At 72.2% G+C, this 20,419-nt stretch carries 21 protein-coding genes, 1 pseudogene and 2 riboswitches; of the genes and pseudogenes, 8 read left to right on the top strand and 14 right to left on the bottom strand.

Annotation, left to right across the window (positions count from 1 at the left end):
• Window positions 1-156 precede the first annotated feature (156 nt).
• The 3 genes from M6G65_RS08300 to M6G65_RS08310 all read right to left on the bottom strand — a co-directional run bounded on the left by M6G65_RS08300 (window position 157) and on the right by M6G65_RS08310 (window position 3,049).
• Complete coding sequence (locus M6G65_RS08300) at window positions 157-1,587, bottom strand: MFS transporter (RefSeq protein ID WP_250103812.1); 1,431 nt, start codon at window positions 1,585-1,587, stop codon at window positions 157-159.
• 199 nt (window positions 1,588-1,786) lie between these two features.
• Window positions 1,787-2,041: a hypothetical protein gene (locus M6G65_RS08305; RefSeq protein WP_238198970.1), complete on the bottom strand. Its 255-nt coding sequence runs from the start codon at window positions 2,039-2,041 to the stop codon at window positions 1,787-1,789.
• A 162-nt stretch (window positions 2,042-2,203) separates the two neighbouring features.
• Complete coding sequence (locus tag M6G65_RS08310; protein WP_238198972.1) at window positions 2,204-3,049, bottom strand: TrmH family RNA methyltransferase; 846 nt, start codon at window positions 3,047-3,049, stop codon at window positions 2,204-2,206.
• A gap of 739 nt (window positions 3,050-3,788) precedes the next feature.
• Between M6G65_RS08310 and M6G65_RS08315 the strand changes: the two genes are divergently transcribed.
• The 3 genes from M6G65_RS08315 to M6G65_RS08325 all read left to right on the top strand — a co-directional run bounded on the left by M6G65_RS08315 (window position 3,789) and on the right by M6G65_RS08325 (window position 6,092).
• On the top strand, window positions 3,789-4,886 hold the full coding sequence (locus M6G65_RS08315) for a replication protein RepA (protein ID WP_250103813.1): 1,098 nt from the start codon (window positions 3,789-3,791) through the stop codon (window positions 4,884-4,886).
• A gap of 121 nt (window positions 4,887-5,007) precedes the next feature.
• Window positions 5,008-5,697, top strand: coding sequence for a winged helix-turn-helix domain-containing protein (locus M6G65_RS08320; protein ID WP_238198976.1), 690 nt, complete (start codon window positions 5,008-5,010; stop codon window positions 5,695-5,697).
• 158 nt (window positions 5,698-5,855) lie between these two features.
• Window positions 5,856-6,092: a hypothetical protein gene (locus tag M6G65_RS08325; RefSeq protein WP_250103814.1), complete on the top strand. Its 237-nt coding sequence runs from the start codon at window positions 5,856-5,858 to the stop codon at window positions 6,090-6,092.
• A 31-nt stretch (window positions 6,093-6,123) separates the two neighbouring features.
• Here M6G65_RS08325 and M6G65_RS08330 read toward each other — a convergent pair whose 3' ends face one another.
• The 7 genes and pseudogenes from M6G65_RS08330 to M6G65_RS08360 all read right to left on the bottom strand — a co-directional run bounded on the left by M6G65_RS08330 (window position 6,124) and on the right by M6G65_RS08360 (window position 12,003).
• Window positions 6,124-6,432 carry a hypothetical protein gene (locus M6G65_RS08330; protein ID WP_238198978.1) on the bottom strand — a complete coding sequence of 103 codons (309 nt, stop codon included), beginning with the start codon at window positions 6,430-6,432 and terminating at the stop codon, window positions 6,124-6,126.
• A gap of 133 nt (window positions 6,433-6,565) precedes the next feature.
• Complete coding sequence (locus M6G65_RS08335) at window positions 6,566-7,243, bottom strand: carbonic anhydrase (protein WP_238198979.1); 678 nt, start codon at window positions 7,241-7,243, stop codon at window positions 6,566-6,568.
• A gap of 159 nt (window positions 7,244-7,402) precedes the next feature.
• On the bottom strand, window positions 7,403-7,714 hold the full coding sequence (locus M6G65_RS08340; RefSeq protein WP_238198980.1) for a hypothetical protein: 312 nt from the start codon (window positions 7,712-7,714) through the stop codon (window positions 7,403-7,405).
• A gap of 369 nt (window positions 7,715-8,083) precedes the next feature.
• Complete coding sequence (locus tag M6G65_RS08345; RefSeq protein WP_238198981.1) at window positions 8,084-9,835, bottom strand: sensor histidine kinase; 1,752 nt, start codon at window positions 9,833-9,835, stop codon at window positions 8,084-8,086.
• Window positions 9,836-10,183: 348 nt separating this feature from the next.
• Window positions 10,184-11,049, bottom strand: a pseudogene (locus M6G65_RS08350) (alpha/beta hydrolase).
• A gap of 66 nt (window positions 11,050-11,115) precedes the next feature.
• On the bottom strand, window positions 11,116-11,616 hold the full coding sequence (locus tag M6G65_RS08355) for a GlcG/HbpS family heme-binding protein (protein WP_238198984.1): 501 nt from the start codon (window positions 11,614-11,616) through the stop codon (window positions 11,116-11,118).
• A 72-nt stretch (window positions 11,617-11,688) separates the two neighbouring features.
• Window positions 11,689-12,003, bottom strand: coding sequence for a hypothetical protein (locus M6G65_RS08360; protein WP_238198985.1), 315 nt, complete (start codon window positions 12,001-12,003; stop codon window positions 11,689-11,691).
• A 181-nt stretch (window positions 12,004-12,184) separates the two neighbouring features.
• Between M6G65_RS08360 and argE the strand changes: the two genes are divergently transcribed.
• Both argE and M6G65_RS08370 read left to right on the top strand, forming a co-directional pair.
• On the top strand, window positions 12,185-13,399 hold the full coding sequence (gene argE, locus M6G65_RS08365) for an acetylornithine deacetylase (RefSeq protein ID WP_250103815.1): 1,215 nt from the start codon (window positions 12,185-12,187) through the stop codon (window positions 13,397-13,399).
• A gap of 97 nt (window positions 13,400-13,496) precedes the next feature.
• On the top strand, window positions 13,497-13,970 hold the full coding sequence (locus tag M6G65_RS08370) for a DoxX family membrane protein (RefSeq protein WP_238198987.1): 474 nt from the start codon (window positions 13,497-13,499) through the stop codon (window positions 13,968-13,970).
• 21 nt (window positions 13,971-13,991) lie between these two features.
• On the opposite strand, the gene M6G65_RS08375 is transcribed toward M6G65_RS08370, so the two are convergent.
• The 4 genes from M6G65_RS08375 to M6G65_RS08390 all read right to left on the bottom strand — a co-directional run bounded on the left by M6G65_RS08375 (window position 13,992) and on the right by M6G65_RS08390 (window position 16,243).
• Window positions 13,992-14,597 (bottom strand): glutathione S-transferase, encoded by a 606-nt coding sequence (locus M6G65_RS08375; protein ID WP_238198988.1) that lies wholly within the window; start codon window positions 14,595-14,597, stop codon window positions 13,992-13,994.
• A gap of 98 nt (window positions 14,598-14,695) precedes the next feature.
• A complete protein-coding gene (locus M6G65_RS08380) occupies window positions 14,696-14,941 on the bottom strand; it encodes a hypothetical protein (protein ID WP_238198989.1) in 246 nt (81 codons plus the stop codon).
• A 252-nt stretch (window positions 14,942-15,193) separates the two neighbouring features.
• Complete coding sequence (locus tag M6G65_RS08385) at window positions 15,194-15,562, bottom strand: hypothetical protein (protein ID WP_238198990.1); 369 nt, start codon at window positions 15,560-15,562, stop codon at window positions 15,194-15,196.
• A 345-nt stretch (window positions 15,563-15,907) separates the two neighbouring features.
• A complete protein-coding gene (locus M6G65_RS08390; RefSeq protein WP_238198991.1) occupies window positions 15,908-16,243 on the bottom strand; it encodes a hypothetical protein in 336 nt (111 codons plus the stop codon).
• A 151-nt stretch (window positions 16,244-16,394) separates the two neighbouring features.
• A riboswitch (glycine riboswitch) is annotated at window positions 16,395-16,497 on the top strand.
• A 3-nt stretch (window positions 16,498-16,500) separates the two neighbouring features.
• Window positions 16,501-16,610, top strand: a riboswitch (glycine riboswitch).
• Window positions 16,611-16,677: 67 nt separating this feature from the next.
• On the opposite strand from M6G65_RS08390, the gene M6G65_RS08395 reads away from it, so the two are divergent.
• The 3 genes from M6G65_RS08395 to M6G65_RS08405 all read left to right on the top strand — a co-directional run bounded on the left by M6G65_RS08395 (window position 16,678) and on the right by M6G65_RS08405 (window position 20,402).
• A complete protein-coding gene (locus M6G65_RS08395; RefSeq protein WP_238198992.1) occupies window positions 16,678-17,940 on the top strand; it encodes a D-amino acid dehydrogenase in 1,263 nt (420 codons plus the stop codon).
• Window positions 17,941-18,096: 156 nt separating this feature from the next.
• Entirely contained in the window at window positions 18,097-19,236 is a 1,140-nt protein-coding gene (locus M6G65_RS08400) for a pyridoxal-phosphate dependent enzyme (protein WP_238198993.1), read from the top strand.
• A gap of 44 nt (window positions 19,237-19,280) precedes the next feature.
• A complete protein-coding gene (locus tag M6G65_RS08405; protein ID WP_250103816.1) occupies window positions 19,281-20,402 on the top strand; it encodes a DSD1 family PLP-dependent enzyme in 1,122 nt (373 codons plus the stop codon).
• Window positions 20,403-20,419 lie beyond the last annotated feature (17 nt).

Raw genomic sequence — 20,419 nt, forward strand, 5'->3', positions numbered from 1 at the left:
GTCCCGGGTTTCCAAAGGGCCGGCGGGCCCTTTGGCGGGGTGTCGGGGCGGAGCCCCGACGGGCAGGGCTTCGCCCTGTCCCGGACCTCTCGAAACCGGTCTTGTTCGGTCAAGACCTTGGAGCCGCTCGGCCCGACCGCGTGAAGCCGGCCACCATCAGTGCGAGACGGCCTCCAGCACCTTGCCGCGGGTCTCGACACCGAGGATCAGGACCAGCAGGGCGGCGATTAGGAAGCCACCCGCGCCGACCTGGAAGGCGGTGGCCGGGCCGTGGTCACGCACCAGCACCGGCACGATCATCGGCCCCAGGATCGCGCCGATCCGCCCGAAGGCCGAGGCGAATCCGGCACCCGTGGCCCTGGCCCGGGTCGGATACAGTTCCGGCGTGTAGGCGTAGAGGCAACTCCACATGCCGAACATGAAGAACTGCATGACGAAGCCGGCGACGAACAGCCACGTCACCGCGACCCCCGCGACGGTCAGCACCGCGTCCCCGCCGGCATTGCCGTAGAGGTAGGCCGACGCCGCCGCGCAGACCAGGAACAGGGCGGTGGTGGGCTTGCGGCCGGCCCGCTCGAGCAGCAGCGCCGCCGCCGCGAAGCCCGGGATGCCGCCGAGCGTGATCAGGGTGACGAAGCCCACCGAGCCGACGATCGAGAAGCCGCGCTCCTTGAGCAGCACGGCGATCCAGGAATTGAGCCCGAAGAAGCCGATCAGCGCGAAGAACCACAGGCCGAACGCCATCACGGTGCGCAGCCGGTATTCGGGCGCGAACAGGGTCGCGACGGCGCCGAGCCGCGGGGCGGGCCTCACCGCGGCCACGGCCATCGTGGCGGGGACCGGGGGCAGGGGCCGGCCGGTGGCGCGTTCCACGGCCCGCTCCATCGTGGCCATCACGGCCTCCGCCTCCGCTCCGCGTCCGGCCTCGGCGAGCCAGCGGGGCGATTCCGGCATGGACCGGCGGACCGCCAGCATCACCAGCGACAGCAGCCCCACCACCACGAAGGCCCAGCGCCAGCCGAGATAGGGCAGCACGAAGAAGCTGATCGCCCCCGACAGGACGTAGCCCACCGCCCAGAACCCCTCCATGATCGCGATGTACTTGCCGCGCACGGAGGCGGGGACGATCTCCGAGACCATGGCCTGGGCCACCGGCGCCTCGCCGCCGACCCCGGCGCCGATCAGGAAGCGGCAGGCCATCAGCACGGGCAGGCTCCAGGCCGCCGCCGCCGCGAGGCTCGCCAGTCCCCAGACCACCATGGTCACCTGGAACACCGCCTTGCGGCCGAACCGGTCGGAGGCGGTGCCGGCCAGGATGTTGCCCACGAGCTGGCCCGCGAAGGTCATGGCGGCGAGCTGGCCGGCCTCCGTGGGGGTCAGGCCGAACGCCACCACGATCGAGCCGAGCAGGAAGGTCAGGAGCGCCACGTCGATCTGGTCGGCGAGCCACGCGGAGGCGATGATCGCGAAGATCCTGCGCTGGTAGCCCGACATGGGCAGCCGCTCCAGACGGGCGGCGATATCGGAGACGCGCGGCCGCGCGTCCTCCTGAGGGCGGGCGGCCGGGATGTCGACGGTGGGTGGCACGGCGGGCTCTCGTCCTCCGCGCCCCGGACCGTCCCGGGGCGCTCGTGGCGACCCGGTACATCACCCCCGGCCGCCGGAACAGGGATAGGGGCGAGGGCAGGAACCGCCAGGCGGGACTGAATTGGGTCGCCGCGGAGGGGCGCCATCGTCGCGCAGATCCATCCCGGCGGCTGAGCGCGCGGGTCCCGGAGCAGTCCGATCAGTCGGGAATTGCGAAGCCGATCGACAGGCTCAGGGCGGCGACGGCGGTCAGGGCCACGGCGGCCTGCCGGACCTGATACCAGCGGGCGCTGCGCGCGCGCTCCTCCGGGCTGGCACCCAGATGCAGCTCGTCGTCGAACCCCTTCACGAAGGCGTCGAAGTTCGGGAAGGCCCGCCGGGCGAGCCACACCCAGACCAAGAGGGCGAACAGGCTCAAAGCCCAGCCCCCGTAGGTCAATGTATCGTCCAGCATCCGGCGCACGCCCTCAAGGCTACGCCCCCCTCGCCAGTCACTCTACGGCAGGTTGCAGATATTGACTAGGTAGAGCGACCAGCTCCGCTGCCGCTTCCGTGTTTCCGGATGTATCCGGGCGGCAGACAGGCACTGACCCGGACTTGTGTCCCGGACGCCGCCTCAAGCCGGAATCCGGCCCAGGGCGTAGAGGGTGATGGCCGCCGCGTTCGAGACGTTGAGGCTGCGGATCGCCCCCGAGAACGGGATCCGGGCCAGGACGTCGCAGCAGCTCCGGGTGCGCTCGCGCAGGCCCTTGCCCTCGGCACCCAGCACGATCACCAGCGGCCGGGCGACCGTCAGCGCGTCGAGGCTTTCGGGCGCGTCGGAGTCGAGACCGACCCGCGTGAAGCCGCGCTCGCCCAAGGCGATCAGCGCCTCGGCGAGGTTCCGGACGGTCACGAACGGCACGTGCTCAAGGCCGCCGGAGGCGGATTTCGCCAGGACCCCGGTGGCGCCCGGTGCGTGCCGTGCCGTGGTGACGATCCCCGCCACCCCGAAGGCCGCGGCGGTGCGCACGATCGCCCCGACATTGTGCGGGTCGGTGATCTGGTCGAGCGCCAGCAGCAGGGCGTCGGCGGGCAGGTCGTCGAGGCCGGGGGCGGGCAGGGCCTCCGCCTCGAGATACAGGCCCTGGTGGACCGCGTCGGGCCCGAGCAGCCGGCCGATCTCGCTCGGCCGCACCAGTTCGGGGGTGATCCGCAGGGCGCCACCGAACTCCGCCTCGAGCCGCGCCGCCGCATTCTCGGTGGCCAGCAGGCGGTGCAGCCCGCGCGCGGCGTTGCCCAGAGCCTGCACCACCGGGTGCCAGCCGTAGAGCACGGCGGATCCGTCTGCGCCGGCTTGGTTTCCGGCTCGGCCGCCGGCGTCCCGCCGGGAACCCGCCGAAAAGGGCCGGTGTCCGGGCCGTGAGCCCGGCCGGTGCGGGCGGCCCTGCGGCGGGCGTCCGTCGTTGCGGCGGTCGGTCATCGAAGCGCGATCGGGAAGCGGGGCATCGGCACGGCCTTCTCTGGCGGGCCTGTCGGGAAGTCCCGACAAACCGGGCGGCATGGTCCGCGTCAAGCCGGATCCGCACGGACCGGCCTGACACCGCCCGAGACAGCCCTGCCGATCGGCCCCGCGACGCGGTCCGGAATGTGGAAAAATCCTGGATATTCCCTTCCAACCATGTGCACGCCGCCGCGTCCGACGTTCGTTCGTCAGAACGAACAGGCCCGTCCGCACTAGGAAAGTTATCTAGAAGAGTCTTTCAGAGAGTCAGTTCAGCAGGTTATATGGTGTGGCGAATTCGCGTTCCATCTCAGTGGCTTGATCGGGTTTCCCGTATCCCATTCTGCGCGATGGTGCATCGAACTCTGCGTGGCGGCGTATCGGAATCTGCGCGGGATCGGCGGGTCGGCGTATCGGAGTCTGCGCGGTCGCGTATCGGACTCGGCGCGGATTCCGGCTTGACGCGGTGGATAACGGGGACGGAACGGGCGGATCCCGGCGTATCGGACTCTGCGCGGGTCGAACAGGGCGAGGCGGCCCGTATGCAACTCTGCGCAGGCGGCCTCCTGTGCCGGCCGCACACCCTGCTTGGGGAAGCGTGGATTGCCGGGACAAGCCGGACCGGGCCGGGATCCCGGAGGCCGAATCGTGGCATGGCAGGATCGGGCCGCCCTCCCGTTCGCCGGAGGGGACCCCGTCTGACGCGGGCCGAGGGGCGATGAGCATCGAGGAGAAGATCGCCGGGATCCACGACCCGGACTTGCGGGCGGAGATCGAGGCGGCGCGCGGCGGCTTCCTGTTCGCGCAGATCGTCGAGCATGTGCTGCATCGTCAGCGCGAGCGCGACGCCCAGGCCGCGCTCCTCGGTGAGGAGGAGAGCCGCCGCGCCGGGCTCTCGCGCGACCAGCGCCGCCGTGACGCGGTGCGCCTCGTGATCGAGAGCGAGCCGGCGCTGCCGTCGAGCCTTCAGCACATCCACTCGGTGCTGGCCCTGTGCGGCCTGCCCTACCGCGATCCCGGGCCGGTGCGCGAGTTCACCCGCACCTACGGGCGCAACTCGCTCAGCCTGATCGCCGGCCGGATCAAGGATCCGGAGACCGGCGCCTTCGCGCCGCAGGGGCTGCCCTACGGGCCCAAAGCCCGGCTGGTGCTGCTCCACCTCTGCACCGAGGCCGTACGCCAGCGCAGCCCCACCGTGAAGGTCGCCGAGACCCTGTCGGGCTTCATGCGCGAGATGGGCTTCGCGGTCACCGGCGGCGAGCGCGGCACCATCCGGCAGTTCAAGGAGCAGCTGAACCGGCTGGCCGCCTGTTCCATGCAGATCGGCCTGTGGGACGGGCGCGACAGCGCCACTACCCTCAACGTCCCGCCATTCCGCAGCCTGGAATTGTGGCGCCCCCGGGCCGGGGAGGGCGACGACGAGGCCGGGCGCACGGTGCGCTTCGACCCCGAATTCTACGAGACGCTGATCCGGCACGCCCTGCCGGTGGACGTGCGGGCAGCCCGGGCCTTCTCGGGCTCGGCGCGCAAGCTCGACCTGCTGTTCTGGACCGGCTACCGGCTGCGGTCGCTGCAGCGCCCGCTGCGGCTGACCTGGACCAACCTGCATGCGCAGTTCGGAGCCGAGAACGCCTCGATCCGCAGCTTCCGGCAGGCGTTCAAGGCGGATCTCGCCCACCTGCGTGAGGTCTTCCCGCGCCTGCCCCTGGTGCTCGGCGACGGCGGGCTGACGCTCCATCCGGCCGATCCGGGAGCGCTGCTGGTGCCGCCGCGCCCGGCGGGGAGGGGAACACGGATCCGGCGTCAGGGAACATAAGTTCGGAATACACGCAGGGAATAAGATCCCCTGCTGACGGAACAAATGGAATTTCACGGTCGGACATTCCCTGTAAGAACGGAACACGCTAGACGTTCCGACCGCGGGGAGGGAACAGGGCGTGGGTCTGTCGGAATCCGAGATCACGGCGCGGCTCGCCGCCCTGCGACGCCAGCGTGAGGTGCTCGATCGGGAGATCGCCGATCTCGTGCTCTACCTGGAGCTCGGCCGCCGCCTGGGTGCCGCCGGGATGATCCCCGACCCGACGCCCCGGCCTGCCCGCCCGGACGACCCGCGCGAGGCCGCGCCGGCCCCAAATCGGCCTCCAAGTCCGGCCGCGGGTCGGGTCCCCGATCAGGCCGCGGTCGGGCGATCCGATCCCGCGGACGACCCGGTGCCCGGGCCGCGGGCTGCACCGCCGGTTCGGAGCTCCGAACGCCCGTCGGCCGTTCTGTCGGAGGCGCGGCCCCAGGCGTGGCCCGAGGCTCACGCCCGGACCGAGTCCGAAGATGACGGGCCACCCGGGGCAATCCCGCCGCCGGTCGCCTTCACGGACGATGCCGCCGGGGCCCGCCGCTACGGCCGGGCCGTGGTGCAGGCGGCCTGTCGGGCGATCGCGCAAGCGGGCCGGCCGCTGCATGCCGCCGAGATCCTGGAGGTCCTCCTGACGCAGGGCTTCACCCTGCCGGGCCGGGATCCGGTCGCGGCGCTCAACACCCGCCTGTGGAAGCGGACGGGCCCCGGCGGCCCGTTGCGCCGTGTCGGCGAGGCCACCTACGCGCTGGCGGGGCCGGGTCCGTCGCCGGCGTGAGCTGCGGCGGGCCGGTCACGAAAGCGTGACGCTGTGCCGGCCGGACGGGGGCATCCCCCATATTGGGGTCGAGCGCGTCCGGAAAGCCTGCATCGTGCCGGCCGCAGCGGGCGGGGAGGGCAGGTCATGGACGGCGTCGGCAGGATCGACCGGGATCGGTGCTCCGGGGACGGGCGGTGACGGCGGCCCTGGTGAGCCCGGCCGCGCAGGCCTGCGCCTTCGTGCTCGGCTGCGCGGTGATTCATGCCGCCCGCGCGCATGCCGCAATCCTCACGCGGCTGCTCGCCGCGGTGGCGATCGCGGCAGCCGTGCTGGTTCTGCTCGCGGCGTCCCTGGATTACGCGCCGGGGCCGGACGAGACCTTCGGCGAGGTCTCGGTCTACGCGGCCTCGTGAGCCGCGAGCCTCAGCCTTCCGGACGGCCGCCTCAATTGACCAAGCAGAAGCCCGCTCCGGTCCCGACCCGGCGTTCCTGGGCGCACCAGGGCTTCGCCGGACCGGGCGGGGTCTTCAGATCGGCGATCCGTGCCGGGCCCGGATCGCCGCCGCGCAGCGTCAGGCTGGCGACGCTCGCCCGTCCGGCCTCCGGGCTCGCCGGACCTGACGCGACGCCCGGCGTGAGGGTTGACTGCGCCAGATCGGGCGGGCTCAAGGTCGCAAGTCCGGGCATGTCCTGCGCGGTGGCGGCGCCGCACAGGGCCAGGCAGGCGGCCGGGGCCGCGAGGAACCTGAGCATCGGCGAAGCTCCTGCCGAAATTGATCCGCCGAACCAGGCCCGCGCGGCGGACCGGTCGACGGGGCGAGTCTGGTGGCCCCGCGTTAAGGGCGCGCAAAGATTCAGGATTAACCGCTCTTGAAGGCCGCGCCGCTCACGCGGCCCGCAGGCGGCTGCCGGCGTGTGACGTCTCGGCCACCGGCATGTCGGCCTCGGCGATCGGCCGGAAGCGGCCGCGCGCGCCGTCATAGGCCAGGAGTTCGCCGGTCTCGATCTCGAAGAACCAGCCGTGCAGGCGCAGGGCGCCCTTGGCGAGGGCGGCCGCGACGCTCGGATGGGTGCGCAGGTTGGCCAGCTGCACCACGACGTTCTCCAGGGCCAGGGCGTGGTGGCGGTCCTTCGCGTCCATTCCCTCGGGATAGGCCTCGCAGACGATCCGCTCGGCGGCGTCGGCGTGGCGCAGCCAGGCCGCAACGCTCGGCATCCGCTTGAGCAGGTCCCGGTTCATCAGGCCCTTCATGGCGCCGCAATCGGAATGGCCGCAGACGACGATGTCGCGCACGCCGAGCGCCACGACGGCGTACTCGATCGCCGAGGAGACGCCGCCGACCACGTCGGAGGCCGGGGGCACGATGTTGCCGGCGTTGCGGCAGACGAACAGCTCACCGGGACCCGCCTGGGTGATGTGCTCGGGCGCGACGCGGGAATCCGCGCAGGCGATGATCAGCGCGCTCGGGTGCTGACCGTCCCGCACGAGCTGCCGGTACATCTGGCGCTGGCCGGGGAAGACGCTGCCCTGGAAGGTCGCGATGCCCTGGATGAGGCTGTTCATGAAGGAATCCCTGACACTGGACGAAACGCGAAGTCGGAGAGAGGCGCGGTGCGCAGCCCGTGCGGTCGGCCGCGCCGCCGGCCGGTCCGGATGTCAGGGGCCGTCGTGCCCGGCCGCCCGGCTGGAGACCGGGAGCCCCATCCGGGCGGCCGGCGGATCTCAGCGGCGGCTTCGGTGGCGCTCGGCGGACCCGGAGGCCCAGTGCGGATCGACCACGCGGCGGCGCGCGACCAGGGCTCCGGCCCGCTCGTGGACCATCGGGGCGCCGAGGATCTGCCCGGTGCCGAGGCGCTGCGAGTGCAGCGAGCGCGGATCGTGATGGGGATCGCTGATGTAGGAACTCATATGGCCGCCGCCCGCGGCCTGGCGGCTTCCGCCGCCGCCCTCGCCAGCCTGGGCGGCCAGGGGCAGCGCGCATGCGCCGGCCAGGAGAGCAAGGCCGAGGCCCAAACGGTGCCGTGTCTTCGTCATGGCGCTTCCTCACATGTTCGTCTTCTGGTCGGGAACACCCTGCCCCCGACCGATAGCCAGAACATAATCGTGATCGCGCAGAGCTTATGTGTGGATAGGCACAGTCGATAAGCGTAAAATTTAATCCTTGTCTTCTGATTTACTTGGTGCGGGCACGCACAACAGGGTCTCGGCAGCATCGGATCAGCGGGATTAAGACCGTCTCGCGAGGCGCGCGGATCACCGGGAGTCCCTCCCCGGGGCGATGGCGGCACCGCGGACCGTTTGTGGAGGGCTCTCAAGTCCGGCGGCCACGCACCCGGACCACCCCGGCGGAGACCGCCCTGACGACGTTCGCCGGAACCGTCCTCAGGCCCCTCCGGCCCGGATCTACCGCGCCGGGGCCGAACCGGCCTCCGTGCGGGTGGCAGGGGGCAGGGGGCAGACCGCCCGATAGATCAGGCCTGAGGTCTCGTAGGCGAGGCTGGCGGTGTTCCGGCCCGCGAAACCCCGTTCCAGAAGGCGGCTCCCGAATCCGACCCGCGACGGGGCGACGACCGGAGGGCCGCCCCGCTCGTGCCAGCTCATCCGCAGAATCCGGGCTTCCGGGCCGGGCTCCAGCGTCCAGGCCAGCGCCGCCCGGCCACCCGGAACCGAGAGGGCGCCGTGCTTGACCGCGTTGGTGCACAATTCGTGCAGGATCATCGTGAGCGCGAGCGCCCCCTCGGGCGGCAGCCGCAGGTCGGGTCCGTCCAGGGTGATGCGCGGGGTCGGCGCGCCCGGATGCGCCTGGTCGAGGAAGGGGCGCACGGCCTGATCGGCGATGCCGCGCAGGTCCGCGCTCGCCCAGCTCTCGCGGGTCAGGATGTCGTGGGCCCGCGACAGAGCGAGGAGCCGCGCCTCGAAGGCGTCGCGCCCGGCCGCGGCACCGCCGCCGAGATTCTTCAGGCTCTGCGCCGCCATCGACTGCACGGTGGCGAGGGTGTTCTTCACTCTGTGGTTGAGTTCATCGACCAGCAGCTGATGGGCATCCGCGCGCCGGGCGAGCTCGTCGGCCGCCGCGCCGAGGGCGTCGGCGATCATAGCGCCCTCGCGCACGAGGGAGCGGGGGAGGGGCGGCAGCTTCTGATCGCGGCCCAGCGCCCCCGCGGCGGCCGCCAAGTCCCGCAGAGGCCGGGCGATCAGGCCGGCGAGCAGCCACGCCAGCAGCGCCGAGGCCAAAGCCACGGCGCTGCCCGCACTCAGGATGCTCCAGCGCAGGGCGGCGACCGAGGCCAGGGCCCGGTCGGCCGTCTGGCGCACCACCACCTGCCAGCCGAGGCCGGGATAGTCGCGGTAGCCGGCCGTGGATGCCCGCGCGCTGAGATACGCGGCAGGGCCGTCCGGCCAGCGCCCGACCCGGCTCGTGCCGTGCGGATCGAGGGACTGGCTGCCGGTCAGCACGGCCGGGGGCAGGGCCCCGCCCTGCAGGGCGGGTGGCCCGAGGAGCACGGTTCCGTCATGGCCGAGGATCAGGATCTCGGCGCCCTGGCGGTGGCCCCGCAGCGAGCCTTCGAGGATGCGCGCCATGTCGCGCGCCCAGGTCCAGTCGAGATGGGCGGCCAGCACCCCGAGGACGCGCCCGTCCGCGGCCCGGACCGGGGCCGCGACGTCGAGGAGGCGAAGCGGTTCCCGGGCGGTGGCGCCCCCGCTCGCCGCGTCCGGGGTCAGCAGCGCCTGCAGGAGCTTGGCGGGGTGCACGTCGCCCACGAAAGGCCGCTCGCGGCCGGCCCGGAAATAATCGCGGCCCGAGACGTCGGCCCCCTCCAGGGCGCCGGTGCTGGTCACCGCGACCCGGCCGTCCGGGTCGATCAGCCCGATGATCGAGTAGGCCGGGTAGGTCGCCTGGAGCCGCTCCATCAGGGCGCGCTTGGCGTCCGCCCTCACCCCGGGATCGCGCAGGCTGTCCGAGGCGGCGGCGATCTGGATGTCGCGCCAGCGCTCGAACATGCCGAGGTCGAGGCCGCGCGCCATCTGGCCGGCGATCTCGGCGAGCTGGCCGCCGACCTCCGCCTCGAGCCGGCGGCTCGCCTCGCGGCTGACCAGGGCGGCGAGCGCCAGGGTTGCCAGGAAGCCGATCGCGCCGAAACTCACCGCCAGCACGACACGCAGCCGCGGCGCCCCGCGGCGCGGCGCGGTCCGACCGATAGGAGCTGCCGGAGACGTCGCCGCACGCGCCGCTGCAGGCAATTCCGATTGCGCGCCCGCCTGCATCCGCCCCCCGGACTCGGTCCGCTCCCGGAGATCGCGCCCGCCTCCGGAGATCGCGCCCACCAAGCCTGCTCAGGAGACGTTCAGAGCACGCGCCGGAAGGGTCAGCAAGACAGGTTCGGCTCCCGGCGATGCACTATTACTATCGAGAGTTGCAAATATGCAGCCGGCGATGTCAGTCTCGCCCTTGGGCCGCCACGCCTTTGGATCCCCATCGAGCTCCGGCCGGGCCCGTCCCGGTCACGCCCCCAGCAGGGCGTGGGCCGCCCGGACCAGGATCCCGTCCGGCCGGCGCAGGGCGTCGAGCACCGAGAAATGCTCGGCGCCGGGCACCGGCAGAAGGGGGCCGGGGGCGTGAGCCGCCGCCCGCAGGGCGTGCAGGTTGCGGGCGTCATGCACCAGGGCCGGCAGCTCGCGGGTGCCGTAGGCGATGCACAGGGGCTTGCCGACTGCCGGCAGGCGCAGGGGCGAGAGCGCCGCGATCTCGGCATCCGTGAGGCCGAGCTTGGCATCGAGATATGTCTGGCGGATCGGCGCGAGGTCGTAGACGCCCGAGATCGCGAGTCCCGCGGCGACCGCCGGATGGGCGAGTTGCATCGCGGTGAGCAATCCGCCCGCCGACCAGCCCGACAGGATCAGGGGACCGCGGATCCCGTGCGCGGCGCCGTTCGCGGCCAGCCAGTCGAGGGCCGCGCCGGTCTCGGCCACGATCCGGGTGAGGCTCGCCTCCGGGGCCAGGGTGTAGCCGACCATCGCCACCGACCAGCCGGCGGCGTTCGGACCTTCCGCGAAGCAGGCGAACAGCTCCCGGGCGCCCCGCTGCCAGTAGCCGCCATGGAGGAAGACCAGCAGGGCGCCGCTCCGTCCCGCGCGGGGTAGAGGTCGAGGGCGTTGCGGGCGCCTGGGCCGTAGGTGATGTCGAGGCCGGCCGGATGGGCGGCCCGGTAGGCCGCCGAGGCTTCGTCCCGCGCTTCCACCTGCCGCGCGCTGTCGGCCACCGCCCGGGTGTTGTCGTAGCAGGCGTCCCGCCCGGCCTGGTCGAGGTCGGCCCAGCGGCGGCGCGGATCCGCGGGGGTCGGGTCGTCCAGGCGGAAATCCAGAACCATCGTGGGTTGTCTCCGGCGCCCCATCCGCCGCACCATGGCAGGGTGCCGGGCCGGGGTCGAGGCGGATCAGGGCTCCGGGCCGCCCGCGCCCCGAGCCTGCCCGTTCGGACCTCGCACATTCGGATCTCGTACATCCAAATCTTCCGCGCCGATCGCCCGCAGGGCGGCGCGGGCCACCGCCACGTCCTGGTCGCTGGTTCCCGAGCCGACGCCGATGCCGCCCAGGCAGGCGCCGTCGATCAGGATCGGCAGGCCGCCCGGGAGGTTGGTGAGCCGTCCGCGGGAGGCGAGGGCCACGGTCACGGCAAGATCGGCGGGCAGACGGCCAGTGGGCACGCCGTTGGAGGCGGCGGTCACCGCCTTGGCCAGCGCGCTCTCGCGGGACAGGAGCTTGGCGCCGTCCATGCGCAGGAAGGCCAGCAGGTTGCCGCCCTGGTCCACCACAGCCACGTTCTCCGGCACCCCGATCGCCTCCGCGTGGGCGACGGCCGCCTGCAGGGCGGCCAGCGCGGCCGCATGGGTGAGTTGCGGGACGCGGCGGGTGGCGGCGGCAGGGCTGTCGGTCATGGCGTGATCATCGGGCGATCATGAAGCGGGCCGCACGGGGGATCCGGGCACGGCCCGGGCCATCCCGGCGGCTCAGAATCCGGGCCCGGCGCCAGGGATCGTGCCGCCGTAGCCCCAGCCCGTGAAGGGTGGGGCGGCGACCCGCTCCCGGGTGGCCGGTGCGAAGACCAGGGCGAGCGGCCGGGTTTCCTGCCAGCTCTCCCGCCAGCCCCGGAGCCGGTCGCGCGCGGCCATGCGGGCCAGGGTCCGGTCCATGTCGGAGCCGGAGGCCGGCCCGGGGTGGCGGCCGGGATGCGGGCGCGCGACGGCCGGGCCGCTCGCCAGCATCGCGACGGCGAGGATCGCGGCGGTGACCATCGCGGAGATCGTGTTCGGGCCGGCGCGCATGGTTCGGGCTCGCGGGGACGGGGCTGTCACCGGCAGCTACGCGGCGGCGGCCGCTCCGGTTCCGGGACCTGCGCTTTTCGGGGCCCGGCGGGCAGCCAGGGCGTTTCCCGGCATCCCCGGATCGTCGAAAACCCCGTAGAAGCCGCAGGCTTTCCCCGAGACGATTCGCGCGCGAGCAACCATGTCAGAGCCCGGACCGACGAAGCCCGAACGGAACGCCGCGCCCCCGCCCTCCGATGCGCCCGATCCGGTGGCGCTGCTGGAGAGGCTCGTCGCCTTCGACACGGTGAGCGCCCGCTCGAACCTGCCGCTGATCGACTGGGTGGAGGCCTATTGCCGCCGCCACGGCGCCGCGGTGGAGCGCGTCGCCGACCCGACCGGGCTCAAGGCGGCGCTCCTCGTCAGCGTCGGCCCGTTCGCGAGCCGACCCGGCTACGTGCTCTCCGGCCACAGCGACGTGGTGCCGGCCGAGGGCCAGCCCTGGTCGTCGGACCCGTTCATCCTGCGGGAGGCCGAGGGCCGGCTTTACGGGCGCGGCACCTCCGACATGAAGGGGTTCCTGGCGGTCTGCCTCGCGCTCCTGCCCGAGATGGTGGCGGCGGAGCTCGCCACCCCGATCCACCTCGCGATCTCGTACGACGAGGAAGTGGGCTGTCTCGGGGTGCGGCCGCTGATCGACCGGATGCTGGCCTGCATGCCCCGCCCGCTGGGCTGCTTCGTGGGCGAGCCCACCGGGATGGAGGTGGTGGTCGGCCACAAGGGCAAGTCGGCCGCCCGCCTCACCTTCCGGGGCAGGGCCAGCCATTCGGCCCTGGCGCCCCAGGGCGTCAACGCGGTGGAATATGCCGCCCGCTTCATCGAGCATGTCCGCCTGTCCGCGGAGGCGCTCGCCCGGGACGGCGCCCGCGACCCGCTCTACGACGTGCCCCACACCACCGGCCTGTCGAGCGTGGTCCAGGGCGGCACGGCCCTCAACATCGTCCCCGATAGCTGCAGCGTCGCGTTCGAGTACCGGGCGATCGGCGCGGACGATGCCGGGGCGCTGGCGGCCGCGGCCATCGCCTACGCCACCGACACCCTGGTGCCGCTGATGCGGGCGGTCGACGCGGCGTGCGGCGTGACGGTCGAGCCGCTGATCGACTATCCGGGCCTCGACACCGACCCGGAGGCGCCGATCGTGACCCTGGCCAAGCGGCTCGCCGGCCGGAACGGCCACGCCAAGGTCTCGTACGGCACCGAGGGCGGGCTGTTCGAGCGGCTCGGCGGCGTGCCCGCCGTGGTGATCGGCCCCGGCTCCATCGCCCGCGCCCACAAGGCCGACGAGTACGTGACCCGGGACGAACTGGACGCCTGCGCGGGCTTCGTGCGGCGGCTGATCCGGGATTGCCGGGGCTGAGGCGCGCCGCCGGGCGGGGGCGGGGAAGAAACCTTTGCGCCGCTCGCGGCTTGGATCAGCGGCCCGAAGCGGGCCGGATCGGGAGTCGTCTCAGCGCATGGCCAGCCTCAGCGTCGCGATCGCGTTCGGCACCCGCCTGCTCCTGGTTCTGCTGTTCCTGCCGTTCAGCGCGCTCGACAAGATCCTGAACTTCAAGGGCGCGGTCGGCCAGGCGCGGCAGGCCGTGCACGCCACGGCGCCCGCCACGGCGCTGATCCTGATCGGGCTCTGCGTGGAGATCGGGATGTCGCTCTGCATCCTGACCGGGACCGCCGACCGGGCGGCGGCCTTCGTGATGGCCGGCTATTGCGGGGTCACGGCGCTCCTGTGGAAGCAGTTCTGGGTGCCGGGCGACTTCCGGACCGGCGGCAAGGGCCGCGAGCTGTTCTGGGATTTCCTCAAGAACTTCGCGCTCGCGGGCGGCTTCCTGCTCATAACCTTCGGCACGGGCGCCGGGACGGTGGAGAGCTTCTTCGCCGACCCGCTCGGCTCCACGCACCCCTACGCGACCGCCGACCGGGCCCGGCCGTAGCCGGTCCCGCGGGCGGGATCCTCAGCCCTTCGGCACGGTGGCTTCCATCGACGGCCGGCGCGCGAATTCCGCGTACCACGCGGCGATGGCCGGACGACCCTCGCGCCACCCGAGGTCGGGGAAGCGCAGATCGAGGTATCCGACGGCGCAGGCCAACGCGACGGTGCCGATATCCAGCGGCGGCATCCCGGCGACCAGGGTCTCGAACCGGTCCAGCGCCGACCGGATCTTGCCGATCTGGCCGGCCTCCCAGGCGTCCCAGCGCTGCGGTTCCGGGCGCAGCACGCGCTCGTAGCGGGTCAGCAGCGCCGCATCGAGCAGGCCGTCGGCGAGCGCCTGCCGGGTCAGCGCGTCCCAGCGGGCGGCGCCCTCGGGGAACAGGCGCGGCCCGGCCGAGAGACCGTCGAGATACTCGCAGATCACCCGGCTGTCGTAGAGGGCGGTGCCGTCCTCCAGCACCAGGGCCGGGATCTTGCCAAGAGGGTTGTGGGCGGCGACCTCCGCGGAGGGGCCGGTCGGCGAGGCCCCCGCGACGGTGACGTCGATCCGGTCGATCAGTCCCGCCTCGTGGGCGAGGACCAGCACCTTGCGGGCATAGGGCGAGGCGGGGGAGTAGAGGAGCTTCATCGGACCGTCCCGGTTGGTCTTGGCGCCGTGATCGTGGCGCCGGGACCTTGCACCGATGCCGCGCGGAATCCAGTCCCCGCCGAGCCCCCTTCCGGCACTCAGGCCTTCCGGGTCACTCCGAAGCCGGCACGGACCGCCCGGGCCCGGCCCAGGCGTCGCGCCCGCACCCGATCGCGCCAGGCCAGGATGGCGCTCGCCACCCGATCGAGGGCGAGCATGCACAGGCTGCCGACGATCGCCAGCACGCAGGCGGCCCCGATCAGCACGCCCCAGATCCCGGGAGCCGGGATGATCATCAGGCACAGCAGGCCGAAGACGGCCGCGCCGGGTATCCACTTCGCCATCGTGCCGCCTGCCAAATCTGAAGGTGCTGTCGTGTCGACAGAAGCTGACCCGAGACCCTTAAGAAGTTGGCGCGGCTGAAGCGATCGTGCTGAGATTTGTTATCGTGGTAGATCAATCAGTTGATCGAGGTTTATAGAGGGTAAATACAGATCCTGTATTGACTTGGAGTGCCTGATTTTGCGTCACAGGCGGGAGCGACCGGATCGGGCCGGGCGCGCATCCGACGCGGCGGCTCCGACCTCCGACCCGCGCTACCCCGTGCGGCGGGCCGTCCAGCGTCCCGAGCACGAGCCCAGACCGGAGAGCGTCCAGCGCCCCCGTCCCGCGGCCCCGCTGAGGCGGCCGGACACCGCGACGTTGGCGAGGCCCTTGCGGATTGTGCCGGTGATCCGGCCGTCCTCTCCGGCATGGCCGGAGGCATCAACGCCGTTGCCCCCGGCCTCATCCACCTGCCCGTCCCGGATCACGATGGGGTAGCGATAGGGCCCGGTGCAGGTCCCGCTCTCGGTCATCGCCACGACCGACCAAGCCCCATCGAACCGGTTCGACGCGTGGGCTGCCCCCGAGGCGAGGCCGAGGATCAGGGCCGGTGCGAGCACCGCGTCACGAAGTCGGTTCATGGTCTCCTCTGCAAGTTCGCGAGACGAAGTCGCGGCTCATCGCGTCCGGGTCGAACCGAATGGGCGCGCCCGGCACAACCACGACAGGGCGCCGGGCTTCGAGAGGCTGTCAGGCAGCGTCCCGAGACGGCGATATGGGGGCGAACGGCCTCGGCGCACTGAGAGAACGCTACCGGTACGCGGCTTTTTCCAGGGCGTGAGCTCCAGGGCGCGCACCGTCCGGATGGCGGGCTGCGTCCGATCCTGAGAGCCCGCCGCTGACGCACCGGAACGGCGGCAGGCCCGGGTCTCTGCCGGCGCGGGATCAGATCGGGGAAGCCAGATCCCGCGTTTCCGCACCAAGCCCTAACGGCTTGGCGGCAGGGTCCGGCCCTCGCTGACGAGATGATAGAAGCGCCCCTCGAACATCTGCATCACCGCTTCGGTGGCGGCGTGCGATTCCGGGCGGATCGGGGAAGCGAGGCAGGCGTCCAGCGTCGCCTGATCGGGAAAGTCCATCTCGAGGATCATGGCGATCGGCCGCGCGTCGGCGTCCTTGGAGACGAGGCGCTGCACCCGCACCGCGGTGACGCCCGGGAAGCGCCGCCAGAACGGCTCCAGCTCATCCCGGACCCGGCGGAAGAACTCCTCCTCGCGACCGTCGCGCACCGTGCCCTCGTAGATCGCGGTCCTCGTCAGCATCGGTCGCTCCCTGAATTCCTCCGTCAACCGACGGTGGCCGGGATCGCTCCCGGCGGTGACAACCGGGATCGGCTGTCGGCGAAATCCGTCCCGGCCGGGACGTGCGGGCTTCTCCCCGACGGGCGACCGGCGTATCCGAGAAGCAGCCCATCGCGACGATGCGGGAGAGACCGGGATCTTCCCAGCAGAGGGGACCCGGCGCCGACGGAGCAACCGCCCCGGAAACTCTCAGGCACCGGAACCGTGTCGTCAGGGCGATCTGGAGAGTGGTGCAGCGGGTGGACCCGTGGGCACCCGCCGAAGGGGACGTCCGTGCTTCGCCTCGCCAGGGCGCGGCCGGATCAAGCTCTCAGGCATCGGGACAGATGGGGCGCGCAACCGGCCGACCGCACAGGGCGGCCTTCCCGCGTCCCGACGTCTCGGAGTCCCGAACCATGACCCACATCGCCGTGATCGGCGCCGGCATCACCGGCGTGACGACCGCCTACGCGCTCGCCCAGCGCGGCTACCGCGTCACCGTCCTCGACCGGCAGCGCTACGCCGCCATGGAGACCTCCTTCGCCAATGGCGGCCAGCTCTCGGCCTGCAACGCCGAGGTCTGGAACAAGCTCTCCACGGTGGTGCAGGGCCTGCGCTGGATGCTGCGCCGGGACGCGCCGCTGCTGATGAATCCCAAGCCCTCCTGGCACAAGCTGTCCTGGATGGCGGAGTTCGTCCGCGAGATCGCCCATTATCGCGCCAACACCGTGGAGACGGTGCGGCTGGCCCTGAAGGCCCGGGAGGCCCTGTTCGCCATGGCCGAGGCCGAGGGGATCGAGTTCGACCTGAAGACCCGCGGCATCCTGCATTTCTACCGGGACCGGGCGAGCTTCGAGAAGGCCACCGCCGTCAACGCTCTGCTGCGGGAGGGCGGCCTGGAGCGCTACGCCGTGACCCCCGAGGAGATCCGGGCGATCGAGCCGACGCTGGCCGGGCGCTATCACGGCGGCTACTTCACGCCCTCGGACGCCACCGGCGACATCCACAAATTCACCCGCGGCCTCGCTTCCGCCTGCGCGCGCAAGGGCGTCCGCTTCGTCCAGGACGCCAGCGTCGAGACGATCGCGCCGGGGGAGGGGGGCTACGCGGTTCGCTGGCGTGACGCGGGCCAGACGGCCGGCGACGCGCGGGTCCTGCGGGCCGACGCGGTGGTGATCTGCGCGGGCTGCGCCAGCCGGCACTTCGCGGCGATGCTGGGCGACCGGGTCAACGTCTACCCGGTGAAGGGCTACTCGATCACCGTGAACCTGCTGACCCCGGAGGCGCAGGCGGCGGCCCCGGAGGTGAGCATCCTCGACGAGGCGGCCAAGATCGTCACCAGCCGCCTCGGCGGCGAGCGCCTGCGGGTCGCCGGCACCGCCGAGTTCAACGGCTTCAACCGCGACATCCGACACGACCGGATCCAGCCGCTGGTCGACTGGACCCGGGAGCAGTTCCCGTTGGTCGACACCGACCGGGTGGTGGCCTGGAGCGGCCTGCGGCCGATGCTGCCGAACATGCTGCCCAAGGTCGGTCGCGGCCGCCGGCCCGGAATCTTCTACAACACCGGGCACGGCCATCTCGGCTGGACCCTCTCGGGCGCCACCGCCGAACTCGTCGCCGGCGCGATCGCCGCCGAGCACGCCCCGGAGCCGATGGTCCTGCCGCTCGCAGCCTGACCCGGGTTTCCAAAGGGCCTTGAGGCCCTTCGGCGGGTTGTCAGGGCGGAGCCCTGACGCGCGGCACGGCGCGCCAACCCGTCCCCCAACCGGGGGGCGCGCCGTCGCAGATTATTTTGTATTCTCTTTCCGAGCCACCCCGGAAACCGAGCCGCGATGCCCTCGTCTCCCGCCTATCTCGACCCCGCGACCGGGGCGACCTACCCGATCGAGACGCCGCGCTGGCGCTCCGAGACGGGCGGTCCGCTGATGATCAGCGACCTGCCGGGGATCGGGCGGGCGGAGATCGACACGGGCCGGCGCTCCCTCTGGCGCTACGCCGCCGCCCTGCCGGTGGCGGTGGCCGACCCGGTCTCGCTGGGGGAGGGCTGCACCCCGCTGGTGCGCCGGCCCTGGCGCGGCGGCCACGCCCATTTCAAGCTCGAGTGGTTCGCGCCCTCGGGCAGCTTCAAGGACCGGGGCGCGTCCGTGATGCTGTCGATCCTGCGCCAGCAGGGGATCGACGCGGTGCTGGAGGATTCTTCCGGGAACGGCGGCGCCGCGGTGGCGACCTACGCGGCCGCCGCCGGGATGCGGGCGAAGATCCTGGTCCCGGCCTCGACCTCGCCGGCCAAGACCGTCCAGATGCGGGCCGCCGGCGCCGAAGTCGAGCTGATCCCCGGCACCCGCCAGGACACCGCCGACGCGGCCGTTGCCCAAGCGGAGTCGATCTTCTACGCCAGCCACAACTGGCAGGCCCATTTCCTCCAGGGCACCAAGACGCTCGCCTACGAGCTGTGGGAGGATCTGGGTTTCACCGCGCCCGACGCCGTGATCATCCCGTGCGGGGCCGGCAGCAACATCCTCGGCTGCGATATCGGCTTCTCGGAGCTGCTGCGCCGCGGGGCGATCGCCCGCCTGCCGCGGCTCTACGCGGTCCAGCCGGCCCACTGCGCCCCCCTGCACGCGGGTTTCGAGGCCGGCGCCGCGGATTTCGTGCCGGTCACCCCGCGCCCGACACTGGCCGAGGGCGCCTCGATCGCCCAGCCGGTCCGCGGCCGGGAGGTACTGGCAGCGCTCCGCCGCTCCGGCGGCGGCACCGTGGCGGTCTCCGAGGAATCCATCGAGGCGGCCCTGATGGAGCTCGCCCGGTCGGGCCTCTACGTCGAGCCGACCTGCGCCATGGCGGCGGCGGCGCTCACCGACCTCACCGCGCGCGGCGCGATCCGGCCCGAGGAGACCACCGTGGTGGTGCTCACCGGCACCGGCATCAAGGCGACGCCGCGCATCGCCGAGCTTCTGGGCCTCGCCCCGTAATCGAGCCCCGTCACGAGATCCGCACGCGATCAGGAGGACACACCATGCGCAACAACATTCCCGCCAGCGTCGGGATGCCGGTCGAGGAGGTGGACACCCCCTGCCTGCTGGTCGACCTCGACGCCCTCGAGCGCAACGTCGACAAGCTCGGCCGCTTCATGAAGGCGCACGGCCTGCGCCACCGGGCGCACGCCAAGACCCACAAATCGTCGGACATCACGGTCCTGCAGATCGAGCGGGGCGGGGCTTGCGGCGTCTGCTGCCAGAAGGTCAGCGAGGCCGAGGCGCTGGTGAGCGCCGGCATCCGCGATGTGCTGGTCTCCAACCAGGTGGTGGCGCCGAAGAAGATCGAGCGCCTCGCGGCGCTCGCCACCCGGGCGCGGGTGCTGGTCTGCGTCGGCGACCTCGGCAACGTCGGCGACCTCTCGGCGGCGGCGGTCAAGTACGGCGTCACCCTGGAGTGCCTCGTGGAGATCGACGTCGGCGCCGGCCGCTGCGGCGTCGCCCCGGGCGAGCCCGCAGTGGCGATCGCGCAGAAGATCGCGGCGTCGCCGGGCCTCAGCTTCGCCGGCCTGCAGGCCTACCAGGGCAAGGCTCAGCACGTGCGCGACTTCGGCGAGCGCCAAGCCCTGATCCAGACGGCGATCGACGAGACCCGGCGCACCGTCGACCTGCTCAAGGCCGTGGGCCTCGACTGCGCCATCGTGGCGGGGGCCGGCACCGGCAGCTTCGCCATGGAGGGCGGCAGCGGCGTCTACAACGAGCTGCAATGCGGCTCCTACGTCTTCATGGACGCGGATTACCAGCGGGTGAAGGACGCCGAGGGCCGGCCGATCGCGGAGTTCGAGAACAGCCTGTTCATCTACACGGCGATCATGAGCAAGGCGAAGGCGGACGTCGCGATCTGCGATGCCGGCCTGAAGGCACAGAGCATCGATAGCGGCCTGCCGGTGGTCTTCGGCCGGGACGACGTGGAGTACATCAAGTGCTCGGACGAGCACGGGGTGATCAGCGACCCCGGCAACGTCTTGAAGCTCAACGAGCGCCTGAAGCTGATCCCCGGCCATTGCGACCCGACGGTCAACGTCTACGACTGGTATGTCGGCGTGCGGAACGGCCGCGTCGAGGCGATCTGGCCGGTCACCGCCCGCGGCATGACCCTGTAGGGGATTCCGAAGGGCTG

The sequence above is a fragment of the Methylobacterium tardum genome (assembly GCF_023546765.1).
GTDB classification, from domain to species: domain Bacteria; phylum Pseudomonadota; class Alphaproteobacteria; order Rhizobiales; family Beijerinckiaceae; genus Methylobacterium; species Methylobacterium tardum.